Annotated in this window: 20 protein-coding genes and 1 pseudogene; 14 read left to right on the forward strand and 7 right to left on the reverse strand. The window is 64.3% G+C overall.

Translation table 11 applies throughout. The annotated features are described in order from the left end of the window. Nucleotides 1–12: 12 nt before the first annotated feature. From DIE11_RS33535 to DIE11_RS33560, 6 genes are all read right to left on the reverse strand, one after another. The gene (locus DIE11_RS33535; RefSeq protein WP_124629615.1) at nt 13–1,425 is read right to left on the reverse strand and encodes a cytosine permease; all 1,413 of its coding nucleotides are present in this window, start codon (nt 1,423–1,425) and stop codon (nt 13–15) included. 116 nt (nt 1,426–1,541) lie between these two features. Next, nucleotides 1,542–3,011: an aldehyde dehydrogenase gene (locus tag DIE11_RS33540; protein ID WP_124629616.1), complete on the reverse strand. Its 1,470-nt coding sequence runs from the start codon at nt 3,009–3,011 to the stop codon at nt 1,542–1,544. A 12-nt stretch (nt 3,012–3,023) separates the two neighbouring features. After that, nucleotides 3,024–4,061, reverse strand: coding sequence for an LLM class flavin-dependent oxidoreductase (locus DIE11_RS33545; RefSeq protein WP_124629617.1), 1,038 nt, complete (start codon nt 4,059–4,061; stop codon nt 3,024–3,026). 11 nt (nt 4,062–4,072) lie between these two features. Next, nucleotides 4,073–5,008 (reverse strand): flavin reductase, encoded by a 936-nt coding sequence (locus DIE11_RS33550; RefSeq protein WP_124629618.1) that lies wholly within the window; start codon nt 5,006–5,008, stop codon nt 4,073–4,075. A gap of 1 nt (nt 5,009) precedes the next feature. Beyond that, complete coding sequence (locus DIE11_RS33555; protein ID WP_124629619.1) at nt 5,010–5,828, reverse strand: alpha/beta fold hydrolase; 819 nt, start codon at nt 5,826–5,828, stop codon at nt 5,010–5,012. Continuing rightward, a complete protein-coding gene (locus tag DIE11_RS33560) occupies nt 5,797–6,399 on the reverse strand; it encodes an amino acid synthesis family protein (RefSeq protein WP_124629620.1) in 603 nt (200 codons plus the stop codon). The genes DIE11_RS33555 and DIE11_RS33560 overlap by 32 nt, the downstream gene beginning before the upstream one ends. Before the next feature lie 110 nt (nt 6,400–6,509). Here DIE11_RS33560 and DIE11_RS33565 point away from each other — a divergent pair, with 110 nt between their 5' ends. From DIE11_RS33565 to DIE11_RS33635, 14 genes are all read left to right on the forward strand, one after another. After that, nucleotides 6,510–6,800 (forward strand): DUF1330 domain-containing protein, encoded by a 291-nt coding sequence (locus tag DIE11_RS33565; protein ID WP_124629621.1) that lies wholly within the window; start codon nt 6,510–6,512, stop codon nt 6,798–6,800. A gap of 133 nt (nt 6,801–6,933) precedes the next feature. Beyond that, entirely contained in the window at nt 6,934–7,620 is a 687-nt protein-coding gene (locus DIE11_RS33570) for a GntR family transcriptional regulator (RefSeq protein ID WP_185633858.1), read from the forward strand. A 188-nt stretch (nt 7,621–7,808) separates the two neighbouring features. Continuing rightward, complete coding sequence (locus tag DIE11_RS33575; protein ID WP_124629623.1) at nt 7,809–8,810, forward strand: flavin reductase; 1,002 nt, start codon at nt 7,809–7,811, stop codon at nt 8,808–8,810. Between the two features lie 116 nt (nt 8,811–8,926). Beyond that, nucleotides 8,927–9,967, forward strand: a complete 1,041-nt coding sequence (locus tag DIE11_RS33580; RefSeq protein WP_124629624.1) for an ABC transporter substrate-binding protein — start codon at nt 8,927–8,929, stop codon at nt 9,965–9,967. Nucleotides 9,968–10,107: 140 nt separating this feature from the next. After that, a complete protein-coding gene (locus DIE11_RS33585) occupies nt 10,108–10,992 on the forward strand; it encodes an ABC transporter permease (protein ID WP_124629625.1) in 885 nt (294 codons plus the stop codon). 1 nt (nt 10,993) lies between these two features. Beyond that, nucleotides 10,994–11,794 carry an ABC transporter permease gene (locus DIE11_RS33590; protein ID WP_111018005.1) on the forward strand — a complete coding sequence of 267 codons (801 nt, stop codon included), beginning with the start codon at nt 10,994–10,996 and terminating at the stop codon, nt 11,792–11,794. 11 nt (nt 11,795–11,805) lie between these two features. Then, nucleotides 11,806–12,912, forward strand: coding sequence for an ABC transporter ATP-binding protein (locus DIE11_RS33595; RefSeq protein WP_124629626.1), 1,107 nt, complete (start codon nt 11,806–11,808; stop codon nt 12,910–12,912). 11 nt (nt 12,913–12,923) lie between these two features. After that, nucleotides 12,924–13,631 carry a GntR family transcriptional regulator gene (locus DIE11_RS33600; protein WP_124629627.1) on the forward strand — a complete coding sequence of 236 codons (708 nt, stop codon included), beginning with the start codon at nt 12,924–12,926 and terminating at the stop codon, nt 13,629–13,631. A gap of 172 nt (nt 13,632–13,803) precedes the next feature. Beyond that, the gene (locus DIE11_RS33605; protein ID WP_124629628.1) at nt 13,804–15,264 is read left to right on the forward strand and encodes an NAD-dependent succinate-semialdehyde dehydrogenase; all 1,461 of its coding nucleotides are present in this window, start codon (nt 13,804–13,806) and stop codon (nt 15,262–15,264) included. Nucleotides 15,265–15,462: 198 nt separating this feature from the next. Next, nucleotides 15,463–17,136, forward strand: a complete 1,674-nt coding sequence (locus DIE11_RS33610) for a site-specific integrase (RefSeq protein WP_185633859.1) — start codon at nt 15,463–15,465, stop codon at nt 17,134–17,136. Between the two features lie 348 nt (nt 17,137–17,484). Beyond that, entirely contained in the window at nt 17,485–17,739 is a 255-nt protein-coding gene (locus tag DIE11_RS36760) for a hypothetical protein (RefSeq protein WP_221622479.1), read from the forward strand. A 639-nt stretch (nt 17,740–18,378) separates the two neighbouring features. Then, nucleotides 18,379–19,668, forward strand: a complete 1,290-nt coding sequence (locus DIE11_RS33625; RefSeq protein ID WP_124629630.1) for an FAD-binding oxidoreductase — start codon at nt 18,379–18,381, stop codon at nt 19,666–19,668. Nucleotides 19,669–19,684: 16 nt separating this feature from the next. Further along, complete coding sequence (locus DIE11_RS33630) at nt 19,685–20,242, forward strand: helix-turn-helix domain-containing protein (protein WP_059600125.1); 558 nt, start codon at nt 19,685–19,687, stop codon at nt 20,240–20,242. A 147-nt stretch (nt 20,243–20,389) separates the two neighbouring features. Next, the gene (locus DIE11_RS33635) at nt 20,390–21,736 is read left to right on the forward strand and encodes a glutamine synthetase family protein (RefSeq protein ID WP_124629631.1); all 1,347 of its coding nucleotides are present in this window, start codon (nt 20,390–20,392) and stop codon (nt 21,734–21,736) included. A 13-nt stretch (nt 21,737–21,749) separates the two neighbouring features. Here the strand turns inward: DIE11_RS33635 and DIE11_RS33640 are convergent. Then, nucleotides 21,750–22,022 (reverse strand): annotated as a pseudogene (locus tag DIE11_RS33640) (GNAT family N-acetyltransferase); the annotation flags it as partial. Between the last annotated feature and the right edge of the window lie 11 nt (nt 22,023–22,033).

Below are 22,033 nucleotides of genomic sequence, written 5' to 3' on the forward strand. Positions count from 1 at the left end.
TGAATTCCTCGGTTATTCCAAAACCTCGGCGGCTGCGGGACACCGGCCGCGCGAGCGCGCACCGTCCTTCGACGCGAACAGGTAGCAAGCCAGTGCCGTGGCGACGAGGCCCATCATCCACGACACGTCCGCGCCACCGAGAATCGACGCCCACGGACCGTGGAAAAAACTCTCTTCCATGAAGGGCACCTGGACCGCGATGCCGAACACGTAGATCGCGATGGCCTTGACGTTGAACGACCCATACACGCCGCCATTGCTGCTGATGATTTCCGCGACCCGATAGTGCCGGTTGTTGACCAAATAGAAGTCGATCAGATTGATTGCAACCCAAGGCGCCAGCACGATACGCATCGCGAAGATCGCATTGAGGAAGATTGCGATGAAGTTGCTCGATGCCCATAGCGCGGTAGCGGTCGACACCACCAGCAGGATCGTCGATACGATGACGCGAACGTTTCTGCCGGGAACCCAGTGCGGACGGAACGTCTGCGCGGCGGTGATGAACGACAACACCGCGCCATACAGATTCATCCCGTTGTGGCCGATGATGTTGACCAGAAACAGAAAGATCAGGACGTAGCCGAACCCCCCGGTCTGATCGCGGATCGCCTGCATCGCGTCCGTGGAGTGTCCGGTGCTGACAGCAAGCACGCCGAACAGGAACGCGAAGATCGTGCCCAGCGACGTGCCGAAGTACGTATACGCAAAGGTCTTCGCGAACCCGGCGGAAGCCGGAAGATAGCGCGAATAATCGGACGTATAAGGTGCGAAGCTGATCTGCCAGACCGCGCACAGTCCGAACATCGCGAACCAGTTGGCGAGATCGAAATGCCCCTGCTGGAGGGTCCCGGCGTCGATGCTCGGCGCCATCAGCGCGATGCCGACGACGAGCGCGCTGCCCATGAACCACGCGCCTACCTTGTTGAAGCGATGAATGAAGTGACAGCCGATCACACCGACCAGCGTCGCGAGCACGGCACCGATGACCGTCGCGACCGGCACGGGCACCGAAGGCGCTGCGGTATGGAGCGTGTTGCCCGCGAGGATGATGTTCGAGACGAAGAAGCCGAGATAGATCAGCGTGGTGAATCCGACCACCAGCAAAGACCCGTACCGGCCGAACTGGGCCCGGCTCTGAATCATCTGAGGCACGCCGACGAGCGGCCCTTGCGCGGAGGTGAGCGCATGGAAGATCGCGCCGAAGAATTGCCCGGCCGCGATCGCGACGATCGCGCTCACCGGGTCGAGGTGGAACACCAGCACCGACGTGGCGCCGGAAATCACGGCCAGCGGCGCGACATTCGTGCAGAACCACAGGGTGAACAGATCGGCCGGCTTTCCGTGCCGCGCGTCGGGGGCGACATAGTCGATCGAGTTGCTTTCGATGGCGAGAACGCTGCTGTCGTTTGCCGGTTTTGTCATGCTGTCTCCGTTTTTATTGCCGAGGCCGTGTCTCGCCGCACGCGCCCGATGACGCGGCACGGCACGACATGGCCTCTACGGCTTTGAATCGATACTGCAGGCGAATGGCGGCCCGCTCAACGCATCACGAACGGGTCGCTGATCGGATCGTCCGACGTGCGCAGCCACACGGACTTCGTGGTCGTGTATTCGAGCGCGGCGCTCAGGCCACCTTCGCGGCCGTGCCCGGACAAGCCGAAGCCGCCGAACGGCACGAGCGGCGAAACCGCCCGATAGGTGTTGATCCACACGATGCCGGAGCGCACGCGCTTCGACACGCGGTGGGCGCGCGTGAGGTTGGTCGTGAAAATGCCGGCCGCAAGGCCATATACCGTGCTATTCGCTTTCTCGATTGCTTCCTGTTCGGATTCGAACGTGTCGACCGACAGCACCGGGCCGAACAGTTCCGTCGTGATGCTGTCGGCATTCCCGACGCCGGTGCAGTCGAGGATCGTCGGTGCGTAGTAATATCCGTCGCGCTCCAGCTTTTTCCCGCCGACGAGTATTTTCGCGCCCTGGCGCACCGAACTCGCGACGACCGCCTCGATATTGCGAAGCTGCCGCTCGGTACACAGCGGGCCGTACTCCGTTTCCATCTCGCTGGGTGACCCCACGCGAATGCGCGACACGCGTTCGACCAGCAAGGACAGGAACTGCTCCTTGATCGAGGCCTCGACCAGCAGACGCGAACCCGCGACGCAGCTCTGGCCGCTCGCCGCGAAGATCGCGGCGACCTGCGCATTCACAGCGCTCTGGATGTCGGTATCGGCGAACACGATGAACGGCGACTTGCCGCCGAGTTCCAGCGATACCTTCGCGAGATTGTTGGCCGTGTTCCGCACGATGTGACGGGCCGTCTCGGGGCCGCCGGTGAACGCGACCTTGTCCACGCCGGGATGGCTGCTCAGCACCGCGCCGCACTCCGGGCCAAAGCCGGTAATGACGTTGACGACACCCGGCGGGAATCCCGCCTCGTGCACGAGGCGCGCGAACTCGAGCAACGGGCCCGGCGCTTCCTCGGATGCCTTGAGCACCACCGTGCAACCGGCAGCGAGGGCCGGCCCGACCTTGACCGCGGACAGGAACAGCTGGCTGTTCCAGGGCACGATCGCGGCGACCACGCCGACGGGCTGCCGTTCGAGCCAGACCTGCATGTCCGGCTTGTCGACGGGGATGCTGCTGCCTTCCAGCTTGTCGGCAATGCCTGCGTAGTAGCGGTAATACTCGGCGACGTACGCGATCTGGCTTGACGTTTCCCGGATGATCTTGCCGGTGTCGTTCGTTTCAATTTCAGCGAGTCGCGGCGCGGCCTTTTCGACGAGATCGGCGAGCTTGTACAACATCTTGCCGCGCGCCGACGCGGAAAGACCGGCCCAGCGTGGATCGGTCAGCGCGCGGCCGGCTGCCGTCACCGCGCGGTTGACCTCGTCGGTGCGGGCTTCCGGCATCTGCGCCCACACGGTGCCGGTCGCGGGATTCACGCTGGCGAACGTCGCAGCGCCGGGCTCGAACCGGCCGTCGATATACAGCTGAAAATGTGCATTCATGGCATCGGCACCTTATTGGAACGCAGGCATCACATCGTGGATCATCCGCTCGAGGGACGCCTTCTTGCGCTCGAAACTCATGCCGGTGTCGATCCAGAACGAGTACTCGTCGAAGCCGAGCGCTTCGTAAGCCTTCAGACGCGAGATGACTTCCGCGGGCGTGCCGATGACGTTGTTCTTGCGCATCGCGTCCGGCGTGTAGAACGGGTGTGCGGCGATTTCCTCGCTGCTCAGCGGCTTGATCATCCCGCGGCTGATCGGACGCTCGTTCTTGAACCATGCGCCGAAGTAGTTGTAGAACACATTGATTTCGTCGGCGGCCAGTTGCGCGTCGTCCTCGCTGCTCGCCACATAGGTATGACGCAGCAGCATGATCTTCGGGCGCGGCATGTTGCTGAACTTGTCGCAAGCGGCGTTGAAGTGGCCGACCAGCTTCTCGACTTCCTCGTCGCCCAGGTGCAGCGGCGTGACCTGCACGTTGCAGCCGTTGGCCACCGCGAACTCGTGGCTGTTCGGGTCGCGCGCGGCCACCCAGATCGGCGGATGCGGTTGCTGCAGCGGCAGCGGCGACGAGGTCGTCGACGGGAATTTCCAGAACTCGCCTTCGTGCGCGTAATCGCCTTCCCACAGCTTCTTCACGGCCGGAATGAGTTCGCGCATGCGCTGGCCCGCACCCCATGCATCGAGGCCCGGCATCAGGCGCTCGTATTCGAACGAGTACGCGCCGCGCGCGATCCCGAGTTCCAGGCGGCCGCCCGTGATGATGTCGGTCATCGCGGCTTCGCCGGCGAGTTTGATCGGATGCCAGAACGGCGCGACGACCGTGCCCGTGCCGAGCCGCACGCGCGTCGTCTTGTTGGCGAGATCGGCGAGATTGATGAACGGGTTCGGCGCGATCGTGAAATCCATGCCGTGGTGCTCGCCGGTCCAGACGGCATGCATGCCGCCGCGATCAGCGATCTGGCACAGCTCGACCATCTCGTCATACAGCTGCTTTTGGCTGGTCTGGTCGGAGACGCGCTCCATGTGAACGAAAAGCGAAAAACGCATGATGTGACCTTTCAGGAAAGAAGCGGGCGGACGGTGCCGGTGCTGTGATCGCCGAAGTACAGGCCGTAACTCTTCAACTGGCTCTCCTTGCGATAGCGCTCGAGCATGCTGGCCAGTGCGCTGTCCTGGAACGCGTCGGTCTCTATGTCGTCGAGGCTCACGAATTCGCCGGCGACGGCGACTTCGTCCGGTGCGCTGCAGAGGAACGAGATGTACTGGTAGTGCGTCTCGGTATTGTTGTAGACCGAATAGATGAAGCTTGCCGATGCGTCCGGCTGGTATTGCCGGAAGAGTTCGGCGAGCGCCTTGTCGGCGCCTTCGTTGCCGATTTCCTTCGTAGGCAGCGCCCACTTGCCGTCGGCCGTTTTCACCATGAGCACCTTGTCGTCGCGCGTGATGATCGCGCTCACGATGACCTTCGGGCCGGCGATCACTTCGGCCGACAGCTTGGCCGGCGTGAAATAGCCGCCGCGGTAGTAACCGAGTCCCGCGTAGCCTGCGGAATGGAACGCCTCGACCTTGCCGATGATGAGCGCGTGATCGCCCGCATCGATCACCGCATGCGTCGTGCAGTCGAACCACGCGCTGACGTTGTTGATCAGCGGGTTGCGATGCGCGCTCAGGTGCCAGCCGACCTTCGCGAAGCGATCGTCGCTCGGCCGCGCGAAGGTGTTGGACAGCTCCTTTTGCCCTTCCGCGAGGATGTTGATCGCGAAGTGGCCCGTGGTGGAAAACGTCTGGAAATTGCTCGACGTCTTCGCAATGCTGACGAGCAGCAGCGCGGGGTCCAGCGACACGGACGAGAACGAGTTCGCGGTGAAGCCGAGCGGCTGGCCGTCGTCGTGCGCGGTGGTGACGATCGTCACGCCGGTCATGAACGCGCCGAACGCATCGCGCAACTCCCGGGTGTTGATCGCCGGGGCTTCCTGGCTGGTTGCTTGGCTCATGTCACACTTCCGATTTCAGGGTTTCCGCCTGCGGCTCGGTCTGCAACCAGGCACGCAGGGCGCGATTGACTTCCTCGGGCGCGGTCAGGTTCACCATGTGGCGCTCGTTCTCGATCACGACGGCCTTGCCGTCATGCGCGGCCTGCGCCATCTGCCTGGCCATCTCGGGCGTCGAATTCGGGTCGTCCGATCCGGTCAGCACGAGGGCAGGGCAGGCAATCCGGTGCCAGCCGTCGGCATACACTTCGTCGCCCTTCGCGAACGCGGTGTACGCAGTGGCGTAGCCCGCCAGGTCGACAGACTGCAGCCACGCTTCGACTTTCCGCGCGGCGACCTGCTGCACTTCCTCGGCGTTGAACCAGCGCCGCAGCGGCGTATCGACGTCGATAGTGCCCGAGCGCAGTTCGGCGGCGCGTTGCAGGACGGCTTCGCGCGCCTGCTCAGTGCGGCGGTACACGCCGTTCAGCACCGCCACGCGCTTGACGAGGTCGGGCCGGGTGACGGCGACGCCGGCCGCAATTAGCGAACCCATCGAGTGGCCGGCCAGGTTGACGGGGCCGACCTGAAGCGCTTCGATGAACTCGATCGCCCACTGCACGAACTGCTGCAGGTCGGCGTCGGTATCAAGCGCATCGCTCGTGCCGTGGCCCGGCATGTCGACCGAGATCACGCGGAAATCGCGCGACAGGTCTTCGATCTGCGGATACCACGCGTTCGCCTGCATGCCCACGCCGTGAATCAGGACCAGCGGTTCGCCGACACCCTGATCGAGATAGTGGGCGACGCGATTATTTGACAGCGGCAGGGTTGTTGACGTCATTTCCGAGCTCTGCGAGATCTTTGTAGCGGTCGCCGATGCGGTGATGCGGACGGCCTGCGGTGGCGGCGCCTATGGCGATAACCAGTTCGTCGGCGGCTGGCGCGTCGGCAATCGAGAACTGGAGCGTCAGGTAGTGCGAGCGGCGACCCTCGTCGTTCTTGTCCATCATCGGGATGAGCAGCGGCGCATTGGCCGGGCCGCGCGTGTTGTTGAACGCGAGGTACGACTTCGCGCCGACGGCCGTGCGATAAGTGTTGCCGAAGTGCAGTGTGTGGATCAGCGCGGACGCATGCTCAATTTCACCGTCGAGACCGACGATCGCACTCTTGCCGAACGCTTCGACGGCTTCGCCCGAACCGGCTTCGTCGAGGATCATTTTGGTCAGGTGTTCGCTGAGTTGCGGCGCGAGCGCGCGAATCTCCGGCGACAGGTCCTCGACATACCCGCGGCCTGCCCACGGGTTCTTGATCACGGCGACCGCGCCGATCATTTTCAGCGGCGTGGCAGCGACCTTGTCGCCATCCACGTAGAGCGTCTCGACATGGAGGACGGATTTCCGAATCAGGCTCATGGCACCTTCCTTTCGTGCGTTGATTGTGGAATTCATTGTGGTATACCATGTTACGGCATGCCATGAGTGTTAACCCTTGTCCGGGAAATTCCGGAAAACGGAGATGGAAAATGACTGCGTACTGGATTGCCCACGTGACGGTGCTCGATGCCGCGAAATATAAGGACTACACGGATGTCGCGCCGCGGGCGTTCAAGAAGTTCGGCGCCGTTTTCCTCGCCCGCGGCGGCGCGTCGCAGGTGCTGGAGGGGGAGTCGTTCGAGCGCCACGTCGTGATCCGGTTCGCCGACATGCAAACGGCGCTCGCGTGCTATCACTCACCCGAATACCAGGCGGCGAAAGCCAAGCGGGACGGGCATTGTCGAGCGCAGATCTCGATTGTCGAGGGGCTGGAGAGTTGATCGAGCGCTCACGGCGCGCTGCCGGCCTGCAGGATGGAAAGCCCGATGACAGTTAGGTCATAATATGGCATTCCATGTTTGTGCTCGGCGCCCGGCCGGCCACAGGCCAAATACCGTTTCCAGAGTGCCGCCCATGCAAGACCTCAAAATCGACCGCAATGCCAAGACCCTGCGTGAACTGACGCTCGACAAACTGCGCGGCGCGATCGTGCAGGGGTATTTCCGGCCGGGCGCCCGGCTCGTCGAGCGCACGCTGTGCGACGAGCTCGGCGTAAGCCGCACGGTGGTGCGCGAGGTGCTGCGACATCTGGAGACCGAAGGGCTGGTCGAGACCGTGTCGCGGCAAGGGCCGGTGGTGGCGCGGCTCGATCCGGCGCAAGTGGGCGAGATTTATGAGCTGCGCGGCCTGCTCGAAGCCAATGCCGCGCGTGCGTGCGCCGAGGGCGCGACACCCGAGGTCGTGCGGCAACTGCGCGAGGTCCGCGCGGTGATCGAGGATGCGTTCGCGAAGCAGGATCTGCCGCGCGTGCTCGAGTACACCGAGCGCTTCTACGAAACGCTGTTCGAAGCGGCCGGAAAACAGGTGTCGCTGACAGTCGTCAAGACGCTCAACGCGCGCATCAACCGGTTGCGTGCGTTGACCATCGCGATGCCGGGGCGCGGTGGCGACTCCAACACCGAGATGAACCGACTGCTCGACGCGATTGAGCGGCGCGACGGGGACGCGGCTTCGGCAGCGTCGGCCGCCCACATCAAGCGGGTTTCCGAGCTGGCGTTGTCGGCACTCGAGCAGCAGGACGAGGTAGTCAGCGACGGTTGACGGAACCCTGAGCGCGGGATTCGACACGCGCGGTTCGACACGGAAGGCCGCTGGCACACCATGCCGGCGGCTTTTTTTTGTCTGTCGATTTCACTCATGGTATTCCATAATATTGAGAACATTGTTGTGGACCATAAGATGGCATACCATCATCTCATCGAGTATCGCAGTGATCACGGGAGCACGCCATGACTGAGTCGATGACCGGACAAACAGCGCAACAGGCATTCGACACGCTCGGATTCCGTCGCGCACTCGGCGCATTCGTTACCGGTGTGACGGTCGTCGCGACGATCCAGACGGACGGCTCGCCGCGGGGCTTCACCGCGAACTCGTTCACGTCGGTGTCGCTCGACCCGCCGCTGATCCTCGTGTGTATCGCGAAGACGGCGTCGAGCCATGCGGTGTTTTCCGCCACGCAACGTTTTGCCGTGAGCGTGCTCTCGGAAAACCAGACCGACATCTCCGGCGTGTTCGCGTCGAAGGCGCAGGACAAGTTCACGCAGGTGCCGTGGGGCACGCGCAAGACGGGCGCCCCCGTGATCCACGATGCGGCGGCGAGCTTCGACTGCCTGACGCATGACGTGGTGGACGCGGGCGATCACATCATCCTGATCGGACGCGTGGTGGACTTCGTGCAGACGAGTGCGTCGCCGCTCGGCTATTGCCGCGGCGCGTACGTGAATTTCAGCCTGTCGCAGGACGCGTTGTCCGCAGCCGCGGGGCGTGCCCATGTCGGTGCGATTCTGGAGCATCGCGACGGGCTGGTGCTGGTCGATACGCCGCAGGGCCTCGGGTTGCCGACCGGCATCAGGCTCGAGCCGGCGAGCGACGCGGCGAGCCTGCGCGGCGTGCTCGCGAAGCTCGGCCTCAACGCGCATCTCGACTTCCTGTTTGCGGTGTTCGAGGCGGCCGGCAAGCGCGAGCCGGGCGTCCACATCTATTACCGCGGCCGCGTGGTTCACACCGGTTCGCCGTGGTTCGACAGCAGCATCCGTATCGTGCCGCTCTGGCAGGTTCCGTGGAATGAGATTACCGACACCGCCGTGCGCTCGATGCTCGAACGCTATGTGCGAGAACGCAGGCAGGACGCGTATGGCATCTATGTCGGCGATACGGACGCAGGCACGGTACAGCCGCTGGCCCTCGCGCAATTGACGGAATCGGCCGCGCGCCGCGCGCTGCAGTGATGAAAAACAAGATCAAGAAGCTGGCGCGACTGGTGCCGCTGGCCTGAGTACTCGTGTTCGAGCGGCTGCCGTCCCGGTGGCCGCGAGCCGCAACCGTTTCCCCTCGGAGAGAGACCATGAGCAGCAGAAGCATCCCGCGTTTCGCAGTGTCGCGTCTGGCATATATCGCACCGTTGGCCGCACTTTGCACCGCGCCGGCGCTGGCCGCGGACCCGATCGTGTTCACCAGCTGGGGCGGCACGACCCAGTCGTCGCAACAGAAGGATTGGGCGCAGCCGTTCACGCAGGCGAGCGGCATTAACGTGCTGATGGACGGGCCCACCGACTACGGCAAGCTCAAGGCGATGGTCGACAGCGGCAACGTGAGCTGGGACGTGGTCGACGTGGAAGGCGACTTCGCGTACGCCGCGGAAAAGGCCGGGCTGATCGAGCCGATCGACTATTCGGTGGTGAAGAAGGCCGAGCTCGACCCGCGCTTCACGACGCCTTCGGCGGTGGGCAGTTTCTATTACTCGTTCGTGCTCGGCTACAACAAGGCGAAGTACACGAGCGCGCAGCCGCAAATCTGGGCGGACCTCTTCGATACCAAGCGCTTCCCGGGCAAGCGCACGTTCTACAAGTGGTCGGCGCCGGGCGTGCTCGAAATCGCGCTGCTCGCCGACGGCGTGGCGCCCAACAAGCTGTATCCGCTCGACCTCGACCGCGCATTTAGGAAGCTCGACTCGATCAAGAGCGACATCGTCTGGTGGAGCGGCGGCGCGCAGTCGCAGCAGCTGCTCGCATCGGGCGAATCGCCCATCGGCATGTTCTGGAACGGCCGCCTGCATGCGCTCGAGCAGTCCGGCGTGCCGGTGGGCATTTCGTGGAACCAGAACCTGACCGCCGCCGACATGCTAGTGATTCCGAAGGGCGCGAAGCATCGCGATGCGGCGATGAAGTACCTGGCCGCCGCGACGAGCGCGCAGGCCCAGGCGAAATTCGCGGCCGATACCGGTTATGCACCGATCAACGTGAAGTCGGCCGCGCTGATGCCGCCGGCGATCGCCAAGACCCTGCCCGATCAGTACAAGGCGTCGCAGATCAACCTCGACATGAAGTACTGGGCAGAGAACCGCGACGCGATCGCGAAGCGCTGGTACGCGTGGCAATCGAAGTAAGCACACGCGGCACCACGTACGGGCCGAACGCCGTTCAGGATGCCGAACCGGGACGGACCGGCCTGGCTGAGCAACGAACCTGCATGGGGCCAGGGGTAACGGGCAGTGAAGCGCCGACCCTGGCCGACAAAGGAGCCACCATGCCCAACGTATTGAGTACCATCGCGCATCCGCCCGCGGCGAACGCGCGCAAGCGGCGCGACTGGCGCAGCATGCGGCTGCTGACGCCGGCAATGCTGCTGCTCGTGATCTTCTTCCTGCTGCCGGTGCTGTCGCTGCTGTTGCGCAGCGTGCTCGAGCCGACGCCCGGTTTACACAACTACGAGCAACTGCTCGGCTCGACGACGTATGTGCGCGTGTTCGGCAATACATTTCTCGTGGCCACGGTCGTGACGCTCGTCACGCTCGTCGTGGGCTTTCCGATGGCATGGCTGCTCGCAATCGCGCCGCGCAAGCTCAGTGCCGTGCTGTTCGCGATCCTGCTGCTCTCGATGTGGACCAACCTGCTCGCACGGACGTTCGCGTGGATGGTGCTGCTGCAGGGGACCGGGCCGATCAACCGCGCGCTGATGGCGATCGGCGTGATTCACGAGCCGCTGTCGCTCGTGAACAACCTCACCGGTGTGACGATCGGCATGACTTACATCATGCTGCCGTTCCTCGTGATGCCGCTGCATGCCACGCTGCGCGGCATCGATCCGTCTACGCTGCGCGCCGCCGCGGTGTGCGGTGCGAGCCGCTGGCAGGCGTTCTGGCGCATCCTCGTGCCGCTCGCGATGCCGGGCGTGGCCTCGGGCGCGCTGATGGTGTTCGTGATGGCGCTCGGCTACTTCGTAACGCCCACGCTGCTGGGCGGCCCGTCGTACATGATGCTCGCGGAACTCATTGCGCAGCTCGTGCAGGAGCTGCTGAACTGGGGCCTTGCCGGCGCCGCGGCGTTCGTGCTGCTCGCCGTGACGCTCGCGCTCTATGCGTTGCAGCTGCGCTTTACCGGCAGTGCGCGCGCAACCACCGGAGGTCGCTGACATGTTGCTCGATTTCGATCGCCTGGGCGCATTGCGCTGGATCCTCGTGGCCGTGGGCGCGGCCGTTGCGCTGTTTCTGTTGTTGCCGATCTTCTTCATCGTCGCGCTGTCGTTCGGCGATTCGCAGTGGCTCATCTTCCCGCCACCGGGCTGGACCCTCGAATGGTACCGGCAGCTTTTCACTGATGCGGGCTGGATCGACTCGCTGCTCACCAGCGCGAAGCTGGCGGTGATCGTCACCGCACTGTCCGTGCTGATCGGGTTTCTCGCGTCGCTGGCGCTAGTGCGTGGCAAGTTTCGGGGCCGCGAGGCCGTGCGGGGTTTCTTCCTCACGCCGATGGTGCTGCCCGTCGTCGTGCTCGCCGTCGCGCTATACGCGTTTTTCCTGCGCATCGGCCTGAACGGCACGATGACCGGGTTCGTGATCGGCCATCTGATCATTGCGTTGCCGTTCTCGATCATTTCGATCAGCAACTCGCTCGTGAGCTTCGACACGGCGCTCGAGGACGCCGCGCTCATCTGCGGTGCGTCGCCGCTCACGGTGAAGCTGCGGGTCACGCTTCCCTCAATCCGGCTCGGCCTGTTTGCCGCCGCGATCTTCGCATTCCTCGCGTCGTGGGACGAAGTCGTGGTGTCGATCTTCATGTCGAGCCCGACACTACAAACGCTGCCTGTGCGCATCTGGGCGACGTTGCGGCAAGACTTGACTCCCGTCGTGGCGGCTGCATCGTCGCTGCTCGTCGGACTGACGACCGTATTGATGCTGGCGGGCGCTGTGGTGCGCCGCGCACGCGCAAACTGAGGTAACACGCCATGACTGCATTCCTGCAAATCCAGCGCCTGCGCAAGACTTACGACAATGTCGTCGCGATCGACCAGGTTTCGCTCGACGTGCGCAAGGGCGAATTCATGACTTTCCTCGGACCGTCAGGTTCGGGCAAGAGCACCACGCTCTATATCGTCGCGGGCTTTCAGGAGCCGACCGACGGACGCGTGCTGCTCGACGGCAAGTCGCTGTTGTCGGTCGCACCGAACCAGCGCAACATCGGCATGGTGTTTCAGCGCTATACGCTGTTCCCGCATCTCACGGTGGGCGAGAACGTTGCATTCCCGCTGCGGGTGCGCCGCCGGCCCGAAGCCGAAATCAACGCGAAAGTGGAGCAGATGCTGAAACTCGTTCACCTTTCCGAGTGTCGCGACCGGATGCCCGCCCAGCTCTCCGGCGGGCAGCAGCAGCGCGTCGCCATCGCGCGTGCGCTTGCCTACGATCCGCCCGTGCTGCTGATGGACGAGCCGCTCTCCGCGCTTGACAAGAAACTGCGCGAGGAGATTCAACTGGAATTGCGCCGCATTCACCAGGAAACCGGCGTGACGATCCTCTATGTCACGCACGACCAGGAAGAGGCGCTGCGCCTGTCGGACCGTATCGCCGTGTTCAACCAGGGCCGCATCGAGCAGGTTGGCACCGGCGAGGAGCTCTATGCGAACCCGGCTTCGCGCTTCGTCGCGAGCTTCATCGGCAATTCGAATTTCCTGCCGGTCAAGGTGACGAAGCACAGCGACGGCCGCATGGGCGGCGTGTTCCCCAACGGCCTCGAGATGGCATCCGACATGTTCCATCCGACGCTCGCCGCCGGCGACGAAGGCGCGCTGATGATCCGCCCGGAACAGATGCGCATCAGCTCGCTGCAACGCGCCGGCGGCTCGCATGGTTCGAGCGGCACGGCGGGCCTGCCCGTGACCGTGCGCGACGTCACCTATCTCGGCGATGCGATGCACTACGCGGTGGCGACGCCGTGGCAGCAGGAGATCTCGATCCGCATGCCGGCCGCGCATCGGCACGACAACGGCATCGTGATCGGTGCGCAGGCGCTCGTCGACTGGGACGCGCGCGACGTGCGCCTGTTCGCGCAAGCCTGATGGCGACTGTCATGTGCCCCGCACTGCCGTCCCTGAAAGTCCAGCGGCCCACCGCCACGTTGCGCGAGCTCGCGCTCGAGAAAATGCGCAATGCGATCCTGGATGCGCACTTCCAGCCAGGCGAGCGGCTGGTTGAGCGCGCGTTGTGCGAGATCCTGGGCGTGAGCCGAACCGTCGTGCGCGAGGTCCTGCGTCATCTGGAAACGGAAGGGCTGGTCGCGTCGATCCCGAACCAGGGGCCGATCGTCGCAATCCTCGACTTCGACACGGCGACCGAGATCTACGAGATACGCGCGTTGCTGGAAGGCGAGGCGGCGATGGCCTGCGCGCAGCATGCCGACGCGTCCCTGGTCGCCGACCTGGCAGCGTGCATCGACCAGATCCGGCAAGCGTTCGACGCGCAGGATCATCAGGCGGTGAAGGCGCTCACGTCGGCATTCTATGAGCGCATGTTCATCGCCGGGAAAAAGCATGTCGCGTGGGAGATCGTGCAGACGCTGATCGCGCGGATCAATCGGTTGCGCGCGCTGACGATCGCCTCCGACGATCGCGGGCACCAGGCGGTCGAGGAGATGCGTGCGATCCTCGCGGGCATCGAGACGGGCAACGGGGTGGCGGCGCGCGAGGCTGCCATCGCGCACGTGCACCGGGTGGCCGAGATCGCGCGCAAGCTGTTGGCCCATGGTCACGAAAGTGCTTCGTGGCGTCAGGCAGGGTAGTGAGCTTTGCTTCGTGACGCCGTTCTTGTCACCGCTACTTTGCACTGGGAAGGGTGCAAAGAGGTGTCTTCGCATCGTTACGTCTCCGCCTACCACATTTGAAATTTACGGTATTCGCGGCCCGGGTTTTCCCCGGGCTGCCTGATGCATTCTTATTCCGGAAGGAACGAACGTGGAATTGAACACGCTGTTGAAGGATCCGGCGCTCTTGCGTCATCAGGCTTATATCGACGGGCAATGGTGCGAGGCCGACTCGGGCGAGCGCTTCGAAGTGCTCGATCCGGCGACGGGCGCGACGCTTGGCGGCGTTCCGTCGATGGGCGCGGCAGAGACGTTGCGCGCGATCGACGCCGCGAACGCGGCGTGGCCGGCATGGCGGGCACGGACTGCGAAGGAGCGCGCAAGCATCTTGCGCCGCTGGTATGAGCTCATGATCGAGAATGCCGACGATCTCGCGCTGATCCTGACGGCCGAGCAGGGCAAGCCTCTTGCCGAGGCGAAAGGCGAAGTCCTGTATGGCGCTTCGTTTATCGAATGGTTCGCCGAAGAGGGAAAGCGCGTGACGGGTGACACGCTGGCGACGTCGGCGGCGGACAAGCGTCTCGTGGTGGTCAAGGAGCCCGTCGGCGTTTGCGCAGCGATCACGCCGTGGAATTTCCCGAACGCGATGATTACCCGCAAGGTGGGGCCGGCGTTGGCAGCCGGCTGTCCGATCGTCGTGAAGCCTGCCGAAGCCACGCCGTTCTCGGCGCTCGCGCTTGCGGTTCTGGCCGAGTGCGCCGGTATGCCTAAGGGGGTGCTCAACATCGTCACCGGCGACCCGAAGGCGATCGGCGGCGCGATGACGAGCAGCCCCGTGGTGCGCAAGCTTTCATTCACCGGATCGACCGCAGTGGGGCGGCTGCTGATGGCGCAAAGCGCACCCACGGTGAAAAAGGTGACGCTCGAACTCGGCGGAAACGCGCCGTTCATCGTGTTCGACGATGCCGATCTCGATGCCGCGGTGGAAGGCGCGATCGCTTCGAAGTACCGCAATAACGGGCAGACATGCGTCTGCACCAATCGATTCTACGTGCATGATCGGATCTATGATGCGTTCGCTGCAAAGCTCGTTGCGGCGGTGAACGGCCTGACGGTGGGGCACGGCACGGAAGGCGGCGTTACGCTGGGGCCGCTCATCAACGACGCGGCGGTGAGCAAGGTCGAAGCACATATCGAGGACGCGCTCGACAAAGGCGCGACGCTTGCCACCGGTGGCAAGCGACATGCGCTCGGGCATGGCTTCTTCGAACCCACAGTTCTGTTGAATACCACCGCGGATATGGACGTCGCAAGAGAAGAAACGTTCGGGCCGCTCGCCCCGCTGTTCCGCTTCTCGAGCGACGACGAGGTGGTGAAGCTCGCCAACGACACCGAGTTCGGGCTTGCCGCTTACTTCTACAGCCGCGATATCGGGCGTGTATGGCGAGTGGCCGAGCAGCTCGAGTACGGCATGGTCGGCATCAATACGGGCCTCATTTCGAACGAGGTCGCGCCTTTCGGCGGCGTGAAGCAATCGGGACTTGGCCGGGAAGGTTCACACTACGGCATTGACGATTATCTGGTCATCAAGTACCTGTGCATGGCGGTTTGATCGTTGGTTCGTTTGACTGAAATGGGGGTACGCCGCCATGTCCTGTCGCGTGATCGTGTCCAGTTTCGACTCTGCCGCATGCACAACTTTAGTTGTGTGTGCGTGTGCGATTGAAAGTTGTTCGTCAGTATCGGTGTATGTATGGCCAGATAAATCACATTATCGGTCCATCATCATTTTTGCTCTAAACTGGTGATCATGAAAACGCGCGAGACCCAATCCCCGAGCTTTCCCGACGACGCCGAACTGGCTGCGCTGCGCGCCTGGTACGCCGGGCTCGATGCCCGCGCGGCCGTGGCGCGCTATCTGGGCGAGCGCAAGTCGCCCAGGGTCTCCGCGCGCGGGGTGCTCGGCCGCATCCGGCGTGCGTTGATCGCGTTCGCGATGAGCCGGCACCGTGCCGATCTGGCCGAAACCTTCGGTGAGCGGTCGGCTGGGTCGGATGCCGCGGTCGCGCGTGCCATTGCAGCGTTGCGCAGCCTGCCAGCTCCGGTACCGCACATTGCCGACGAGATCGATCAGTGGTTGCCGGCGCGCGTGGTGGCTGCCTTGCATGCGCATGGCATCCACACGCTGGCTGATCTGACCGTGCGGATTCCGCGCCGGCGCCGTTGGTGGAGCGCGATCGACGGGCTTGGCGTTGCCGGTGCGCGCCGCGTGGAGGCGTTTTTTGCTGAGTACCCAGCAATGACCGAACGAGCGCGAGCGTTGATCGTCGCGACACCGACCGGCAACATCGTGCCCTGGGAGCAATTGCGTGTACCGCACGAAGTCGATGGCTCGCACGGACAATTCCGTGCACCACGAGCCGCCTGCCTGCTGAGCGCGCCCAACGACTACGAAGCGATCCAGTCCTGGCTATCGCTGCATGAATCGGCGGCTACCCAGCGCGCCTACCGGAAGGAGGCGGAGCGTCTGATTCTCTGGGCGATCATCGAGCGCGGCCGAGCACTGTCGTCGCTCAATACCGATGATGCGATCGCGTATCGGACGTTTTTGCGCCGGCCCACGCCGCGTGAGCGTTGGATCGGACCGTCGCGCCCGCGGCATAGTGCCGAATGGCGGCCGTTTACTGATGCGCTGTCTGCGCGTTCAGCGGCGTACGCCCTAAATGTCCTGTCGGCGCTGTTCCGCTGGCTGGTCGAGCAGCGCTATGTGCTGGCGAATCCGTTTGCTGGCGTGAAGGTCAAGAACCACGTGCCACGCGCGGGACTGGATGTGTCGCGTGGGTTCTCTGAAGGAGAGTGGCTATTGATTCGAGCGCTTGCCGACGGGCTTGAATGGTCGTACGGCTGGAGCGCGCCGGCCGCTCAGCGCGTGCGTTTCCTGCTCGACTTCGGTTATGCGACCGGCTTGCGCGCCGGCGAACTGGTTGGCGCGACACTCGCGGACATCCGTACGGACGAGCAGGGCGATCATTGGCTGCATGTGCTCGGCAAGGGCGGCAAGCGTGGCAAGGTGGCGCTGCCACCGCTGGCACGGACGGCGCTCGATCAATATCTCGTGCAGCGTGGTTTGCCGGTGACCGCCGTTCGCTGGGACCCGGCGACCCCGGTCGTCGCACGCCTGGAGGACGCAAGTGCGCGCATCGAAAGTACGCGGCTATGGCGCGTGCTGAGGCGGTTCTTTATGTTGGTCGCCGATGTGCTCGAAAGCGACCGGCCTGCGACGGCGGAAAAACTACGCCGAGCGAGCCCGCACTGGATGCGGCACACGCATGCCTCACATGCGCTGGCGCGGGGCGCCGAACTGATCATGGTACGTGACAACCTGCGGCACGCGTCGATTTCGACGACGTCGACCTATTTGCATAGCGACGAGGTGCAGCGGGCCCGGCAATTTGATCGGGCATTTGGGACGCGCCAGACATAGGCGCGACGACTACAGTGTTCAGGAAGAACTGCACACCGACGCGTGTGCCGGCACGGGAGTGCTGACCGTAGTTTCACGTTGCGTTGAACGAAGGGCCGACAACGCACCAACTGTTTGCAGCAGGAGCTGCAAGGATGCACTGCATTTCGTCTCGACTGAGGAAACCGACCATGGGTCTGTCGAAGCGTTTCATGGGAATGGCCAGCACACGCTGAAGCCCGGGCAGCGCTGAAGGCTCCTGTAACGCTGCATAGTGAGCAAAAGACCGGATCGCAGCCAGCCGCGCGTTCCGGCTGCGGATCGCGTTGTGACGTGTACCTTTGGTACAGCGGCGATTAATGCCTCAGTATGGTCACCACTGAACTGACGGAAACGCAGATACACGCGCACGCTGCTTGCGATGCTACCGGCGCTCGCCGGGGTGTGGCCCTTACTCCTCTCGACGACGAAATGCAGCACGTCGGCCGGTTTGATTCGACGCATGTCAATGCGGTGACCATCAAATTGATCGACCAGAAAGTCGCACACGCAGTCGCGGTGGTTGCGGCGGGTGCTCGCGGCAAGACCACGGATCTCGTCAAGATAAACGTCAAGGTGGTTTAACTCGTCGGCGATAGTGCAAGGCAACCGAAGCGGCGGTGGTCGAATACAACCGTCCACGCGGAGCACCTTAAGCAAATGTTTGAGCGCTGCCCGCGTGAAATTTAATGCGCACTTCCTTCTCCCGGGACAGTCGCAGTTCGGCAAGTGCACGCAGACGAACTGACGTACCAGATTCTCATCGATCTGATCGAGCCTGATTCGCTTGCCGCAGTTGCGTGGTGTACGTTCGGGCCGGCGGCAACATTGGCCGTGCTTTCGGAGCACAACGGCATTATTGGGTGAACTTCGAAGTCGCACTTTGCAAGAATGGGTGGACTTTAGTTCCAGCCCGCGAAAGCGTCTTGCCGCGATGCACTTGTGTACCAGCCGCTAGGCGGTGGTTGCGCGCTGGGAGGTCCACTGGACGGGGTTCCGACGCCTGTCACAGGTCGCCTGGATACGCCCCGTGCGTTGCCAACGTAAAGTCACCCATAGTTGCCGAATGTCCGATTCGGTCGCCGGAGGCCCAAAATGGGTGGCATTTAGTTCCTCGGACTGTCACGTCGGATTTCCTCAGACTTCATTCTCCCGCTTGCTCTCGTGAAATTGTCGTGCTAATTTTTCATGAAATTTGGCGATGAAAATTTCACGGGAATTCGCATGTTCGTGCAGTCCGACCGTCACGTCGCAAGCTACTACGCCGGCACTTATCCGGCGCCGATTTCGCGGCGGCCCGAACTGGACGAACGCGTCGACGCCGACGTACTGGTCGTCGGCGCGGGCTTCAGCGGGCTGCATACGGCATTGCGCCTCGCGCTCGCGGGCAAGCGCGTGGTCGTGCTCGAAGCGAGTCGCGTCGCGTGGGCGGCATCGGGCCGCAACGGCGGACAGGCGCTGCTCGGCTGGTCGTGCGACATGCAGCCGCTCGAGGATTCGCTCGGCCGCGACGGCGCGCGCGTGCTGTGGGACAGCATGCGCTGGGCCGCGGCCGAAGTGCGCGAACTGCCCGCGCGGCACGGCTTCGACATCGACTACCGGCCCGGCAGTCTGTGGGCCGCGGTGCGGCCGCGTCGCGTCGCGATGCTCGCGCAGGCCCGCGACGAGGCAGCGCAGCGCTGGGGCTACGACCGCCTGCGCGTGATCGGGCAGGACGAGATGCCCGAGTGGATCGGCAGCGCGCGCTATCTCGCCGCACTCCACGATCCCGAGGCCGGCCATCTGAATCCACTGAAGCTCGCGCTCGGTCTCGCGCAGACGATCGAACGGGCCGGCGGCCGCATCTTCGAGCAGAGCCGCGTGCTCGAGTATCGCGAGACCGAGGGCGGTCACGTTGCCCGCACCGCGCACGGCGAGGTGCGCGCGGACGTGCTGGTGCTCGCGTGCAACGCGTATGTCGACCGGCTCGATCCCGAACTGTCGCGCCGGTTGCTGCCGGTCGGCACCTACCAGGTCGCGACCGCGCCGCTCGCGCCGGACGTCGCACGCTCGCTGCTGCCGCGCAACAGTTGCGTGATCGACAACCAGTTCGTGCCCGACTACTTTCGCCTCAGCCCGGACAACCGCCTGCTGTTCGGCGGCGGCTGCACGTATCTCGGCGGGATTCCGGCCGACATCGCGGCCGCGACGCGCCCGCACCTTGAACGCGTGTTCCCGCAACTGGCCGGCGTGTCGCTCGACTACGCGTGGGGTGGCCACATCGACATCAGTATGCGACGCACGCCGGACATCGGCCGTCGCGGCCAGCGTTTCTGGCTGCAGGGCTTCTCGGGGCACGGTGTGTTGCCGACGCTCGCCGGCGCGCGCGCGGTCGCCGACGCCGTGCTCGGCGACGATCGCCTGCTCGCGCTGTACCAGCGCATCCGCAACCCGCGCTTCCCGGGCGGCGACCGCCTCGCCGCGCCGCTGGAAGCGATCGGCAAGGCCTGGTACCGTTTGCGCGATACCGTCTGACGCACCGGAATCCATCATGAACGAGCAGGAAGAGATAGAAAGTCTGGCGATCCTGATCCGCGATCTGCGCAAGCATCGCAAGGTCACGCTCAACGATCTCGCGGAACGGATCGGCCGCTCCGTCGGCTTTCTATCGCAGGTCGAGCGCGGGCTGTCGCGCCCGACGGTCGCGGATCTCACCGCGATCGGCGAGGCGCTCGGCGTGCCGACCACGTATTTCTACAGCCTCAGCAAACCGCGCAGCGTGCCGTGGGTCACACGGCCCGACGAGCGGCGCACCGTGTATTACGCGGCCGGCATCACGGACATCCTCGTGTCGCCGAACATGCGTTCGCGCTTCTCGATCCTGGAGAGTCATCTCGCGCCCGGGGCGAGCAGCGGCGAGCGCTCCGTCGACGACAGCGACGAGCAGGGCGGCTTCGTGCTCGAAGGCGAGCTGACGATCTGGATCGACGGCGACGACACACCCATCACGCTCGGCCCGAACGACGCATTCCAGCTTCCCGCGCACAAGCGGTTCCGTTACGCGAACCTGGGCGATGCCCCGGCGCGCGTGATCTGGGTGTTCACCTGAGTTTGTCGGCCGGCGGCCCGAGGGGCCGTCTCGCCGTGTTGCCGGTTTGCAGTACTGACCGATATCGGGCATGTGACGTGCCGCATGCCGGTGAGTCCGGTTCGCCGCGTTGCGGCACCGCCATACAAGACATGGAAAGGATGAGACATGGCTGACGTCGTTCCCGTGCTGGTCGATGAAATCCGCGCATTCCGGCAGGCGCATCCCGAGATCGGTTATGTCGACCTGATCTGTCTCGACCTGCCGGGCCATTTCTACGGCAAGCGCTATCCGATCGATGCGCTCGAGAAGGTCGCGTCGGGTTCGCTGCTGAAGCTGCCGCAGAACTGCGTGCTGCTCGGCACGCAGGGCGGCCTCTACAAGATCGGCGATTACTGCTTCAACGACGGCGACCCGGACGCGCCGCGTCGCCTGATTCCCGGCACGCTGAAGCCGGTGCGCTGGGAGCGGAAGCCGCTCGCGCAGATGCTGATCAGCTCCGATGGCACGGATGCGCCGATCGAGTTCGAGCCGCGCGAAGTGCTTGCGCGCGTGCTGCGGCGGTTCGCGGCACGCGGCATCCGGCCGGTCGTCGCGTTCGAGCTCGAGTTCTATCTGTTCGCCGCGCAGCTCGCGGACGGGATGCCGCAGTATCCGCGCGATCGCTTGAGCGACGACCGCGACGACCAGCCGAACATGCACATCGAACGCCTGTCGCGGTTTTCCGACGTGCTGCACGAGATGGTCGAGGCCGCGTGCGAGCAGGGCGTCGACGCGACGGTCATCACGGCCGAGCTCGGGCCCGGCCAGTTCGAGATCAACTTCGGCCATACCGACGACGCGTTGCGCGCGGCTGACTGGTCGGCGCTGTTCTGCCGCAGCACGCGCGGCGTCGCGTTGCAGCACGGCTATCGCGCGAGCTTCATGGGCAAGCCGTATCTGCATGCGCCGGGCAGCGGGATGCATGTGCACGTGAGCCTGTACGACGACGCGGGCCGCAACCTGCTCGCCGCGGATGGGCAGCGGCCGCTACGGCATGCGGTGGCCGGCTGCCTCGAGCTGCTGCCGCACTGCATGCCGGTGTTCGCGCCGAATCACAATGCGTTCCGGCGCTATGGATCGATGGTGAACGCGGCGAGCCGTGCAAGCTGGGGCTTCGAGGATCGCGACGCGTGCATCCGGATTCCGGAATCGGATGCGCGCAATCTGCGGATCGAGCATCGGCTCGCGAGCGCGGACGCGAATCCGTACCTCGTGCTCGCGGCGATCCTCAGCGGGATGGAGCACGGGCTCGACGCACGGATCGAGCCGATCGCGCCGCTGAACGACGATCGCGGCAGCGGGATCGATTTTCCGAAGGAGATGCTGTCGGCCGTCGCGGCGATGCAGGATCACGCGGCCGTGCGTGAAGGGCTCGGCGATGAATTCGTGATGGTGTATTGCGAGAACAAGCGGCAGGAGGAACTGGATTTTCGCAACGAGATCGGGGCGCGGGAGTATCGGTGGTTCCTGTGACGACGCGACGCGTGACTTCGCCCCAGGCGGAATCCTTGTCGGAGTCGCGCGTCTGACCATAGGCAATCCAGCCTCTCGGTCAGCCTTCCGTGTAAGCGAGTGCGACACGTGGCCGTCCGGCGTCGAGCACGTCGCGCCAGGCGGTGGTGCGCAGGTCGACCGACAGACCGGCGAGGTACGAGGCAGGCATGATGCCCGGATAGGTTGCGCGCCACGATGCGACGTGGATTTCGGCGATGGCCCGTGCATCGACGGACGTTGCGGCGCGGATGTCGATCGTCGTCATGTTCGATGTCG

The organism is Burkholderia sp. Bp9012 (genome assembly GCF_003853825.1).
Taxonomy (GTDB): domain Bacteria; phylum Pseudomonadota; class Gammaproteobacteria; order Burkholderiales; family Burkholderiaceae; genus Burkholderia; species Burkholderia diffusa.

Bases quoted from the DNA above. Each gene is read 5' to 3' on its own strand.
- DIE11_RS33535 (WP_124629615.1), bottom strand. From the start codon at position 1,425: ATGACAAAACCGGCAAACGACAGCAGCGTTCTCGCCATCGAAAGCAAC.
- DIE11_RS33540 (WP_124629616.1), bottom strand. From the start codon at position 3,011: ATGAATGCACATTTTCAGCTGTATATCGACGGCCGGTTCGAGCCCGGC.
- DIE11_RS33545 (WP_124629617.1), bottom strand. From the start codon at position 4,061: ATGCGTTTTTCGCTTTTCGTTCACATGGAGCGCGTCTCCGACCAGACC.
- DIE11_RS33550 (WP_124629618.1), bottom strand. From the start codon at position 5,008: ATGAGCCAAGCAACCAGCCAGGAAGCCCCGGCGATCAACACCCGGGAG.
- DIE11_RS33555 (WP_124629619.1), bottom strand. From the start codon at position 5,828: ATGACGTCAACAACCCTGCCGCTGTCAAATAATCGCGTCGCCCACTAT.
- DIE11_RS33560 (WP_124629620.1), bottom strand. From the start codon at position 6,399: ATGAGCCTGATTCGGAAATCCGTCCTCCATGTCGAGACGCTCTACGTG.
- DIE11_RS33565 (WP_124629621.1), top strand. From the start codon at position 6,510: ATGACTGCGTACTGGATTGCCCACGTGACGGTGCTCGATGCCGCGAAA.
- DIE11_RS33570 (WP_185633858.1), top strand. From the start codon at position 6,934: ATGCAAGACCTCAAAATCGACCGCAATGCCAAGACCCTGCGTGAACTG.
- DIE11_RS33575 (WP_124629623.1), top strand. From the start codon at position 7,809: ATGACTGAGTCGATGACCGGACAAACAGCGCAACAGGCATTCGACACG.
- DIE11_RS33580 (WP_124629624.1), top strand. From the start codon at position 8,927: ATGAGCAGCAGAAGCATCCCGCGTTTCGCAGTGTCGCGTCTGGCATAT.
- DIE11_RS33585 (WP_124629625.1), top strand. From the start codon at position 10,108: ATGCCCAACGTATTGAGTACCATCGCGCATCCGCCCGCGGCGAACGCG.
- DIE11_RS33590 (WP_111018005.1), top strand. From the start codon at position 10,994: ATGTTGCTCGATTTCGATCGCCTGGGCGCATTGCGCTGGATCCTCGTG.
- DIE11_RS33595 (WP_124629626.1), top strand. From the start codon at position 11,806: ATGACTGCATTCCTGCAAATCCAGCGCCTGCGCAAGACTTACGACAAT.
- DIE11_RS33600 (WP_124629627.1), top strand. From the start codon at position 12,924: ATGTGCCCCGCACTGCCGTCCCTGAAAGTCCAGCGGCCCACCGCCACG.
- DIE11_RS33610 (WP_185633859.1), top strand. From the start codon at position 15,463: ATGAAAACGCGCGAGACCCAATCCCCGAGCTTTCCCGACGACGCCGAA.
- DIE11_RS36760 (WP_221622479.1), top strand. From the start codon at position 17,485: ATGGTCACCACTGAACTGACGGAAACGCAGATACACGCGCACGCTGCT.
- DIE11_RS33625 (WP_124629630.1), top strand. From the start codon at position 18,379: ATGTTCGTGCAGTCCGACCGTCACGTCGCAAGCTACTACGCCGGCACT.
- DIE11_RS33630 (WP_059600125.1), top strand. From the start codon at position 19,685: ATGAACGAGCAGGAAGAGATAGAAAGTCTGGCGATCCTGATCCGCGAT.
- DIE11_RS33635 (WP_124629631.1), top strand. From the start codon at position 20,390: ATGGCTGACGTCGTTCCCGTGCTGGTCGATGAAATCCGCGCATTCCGG.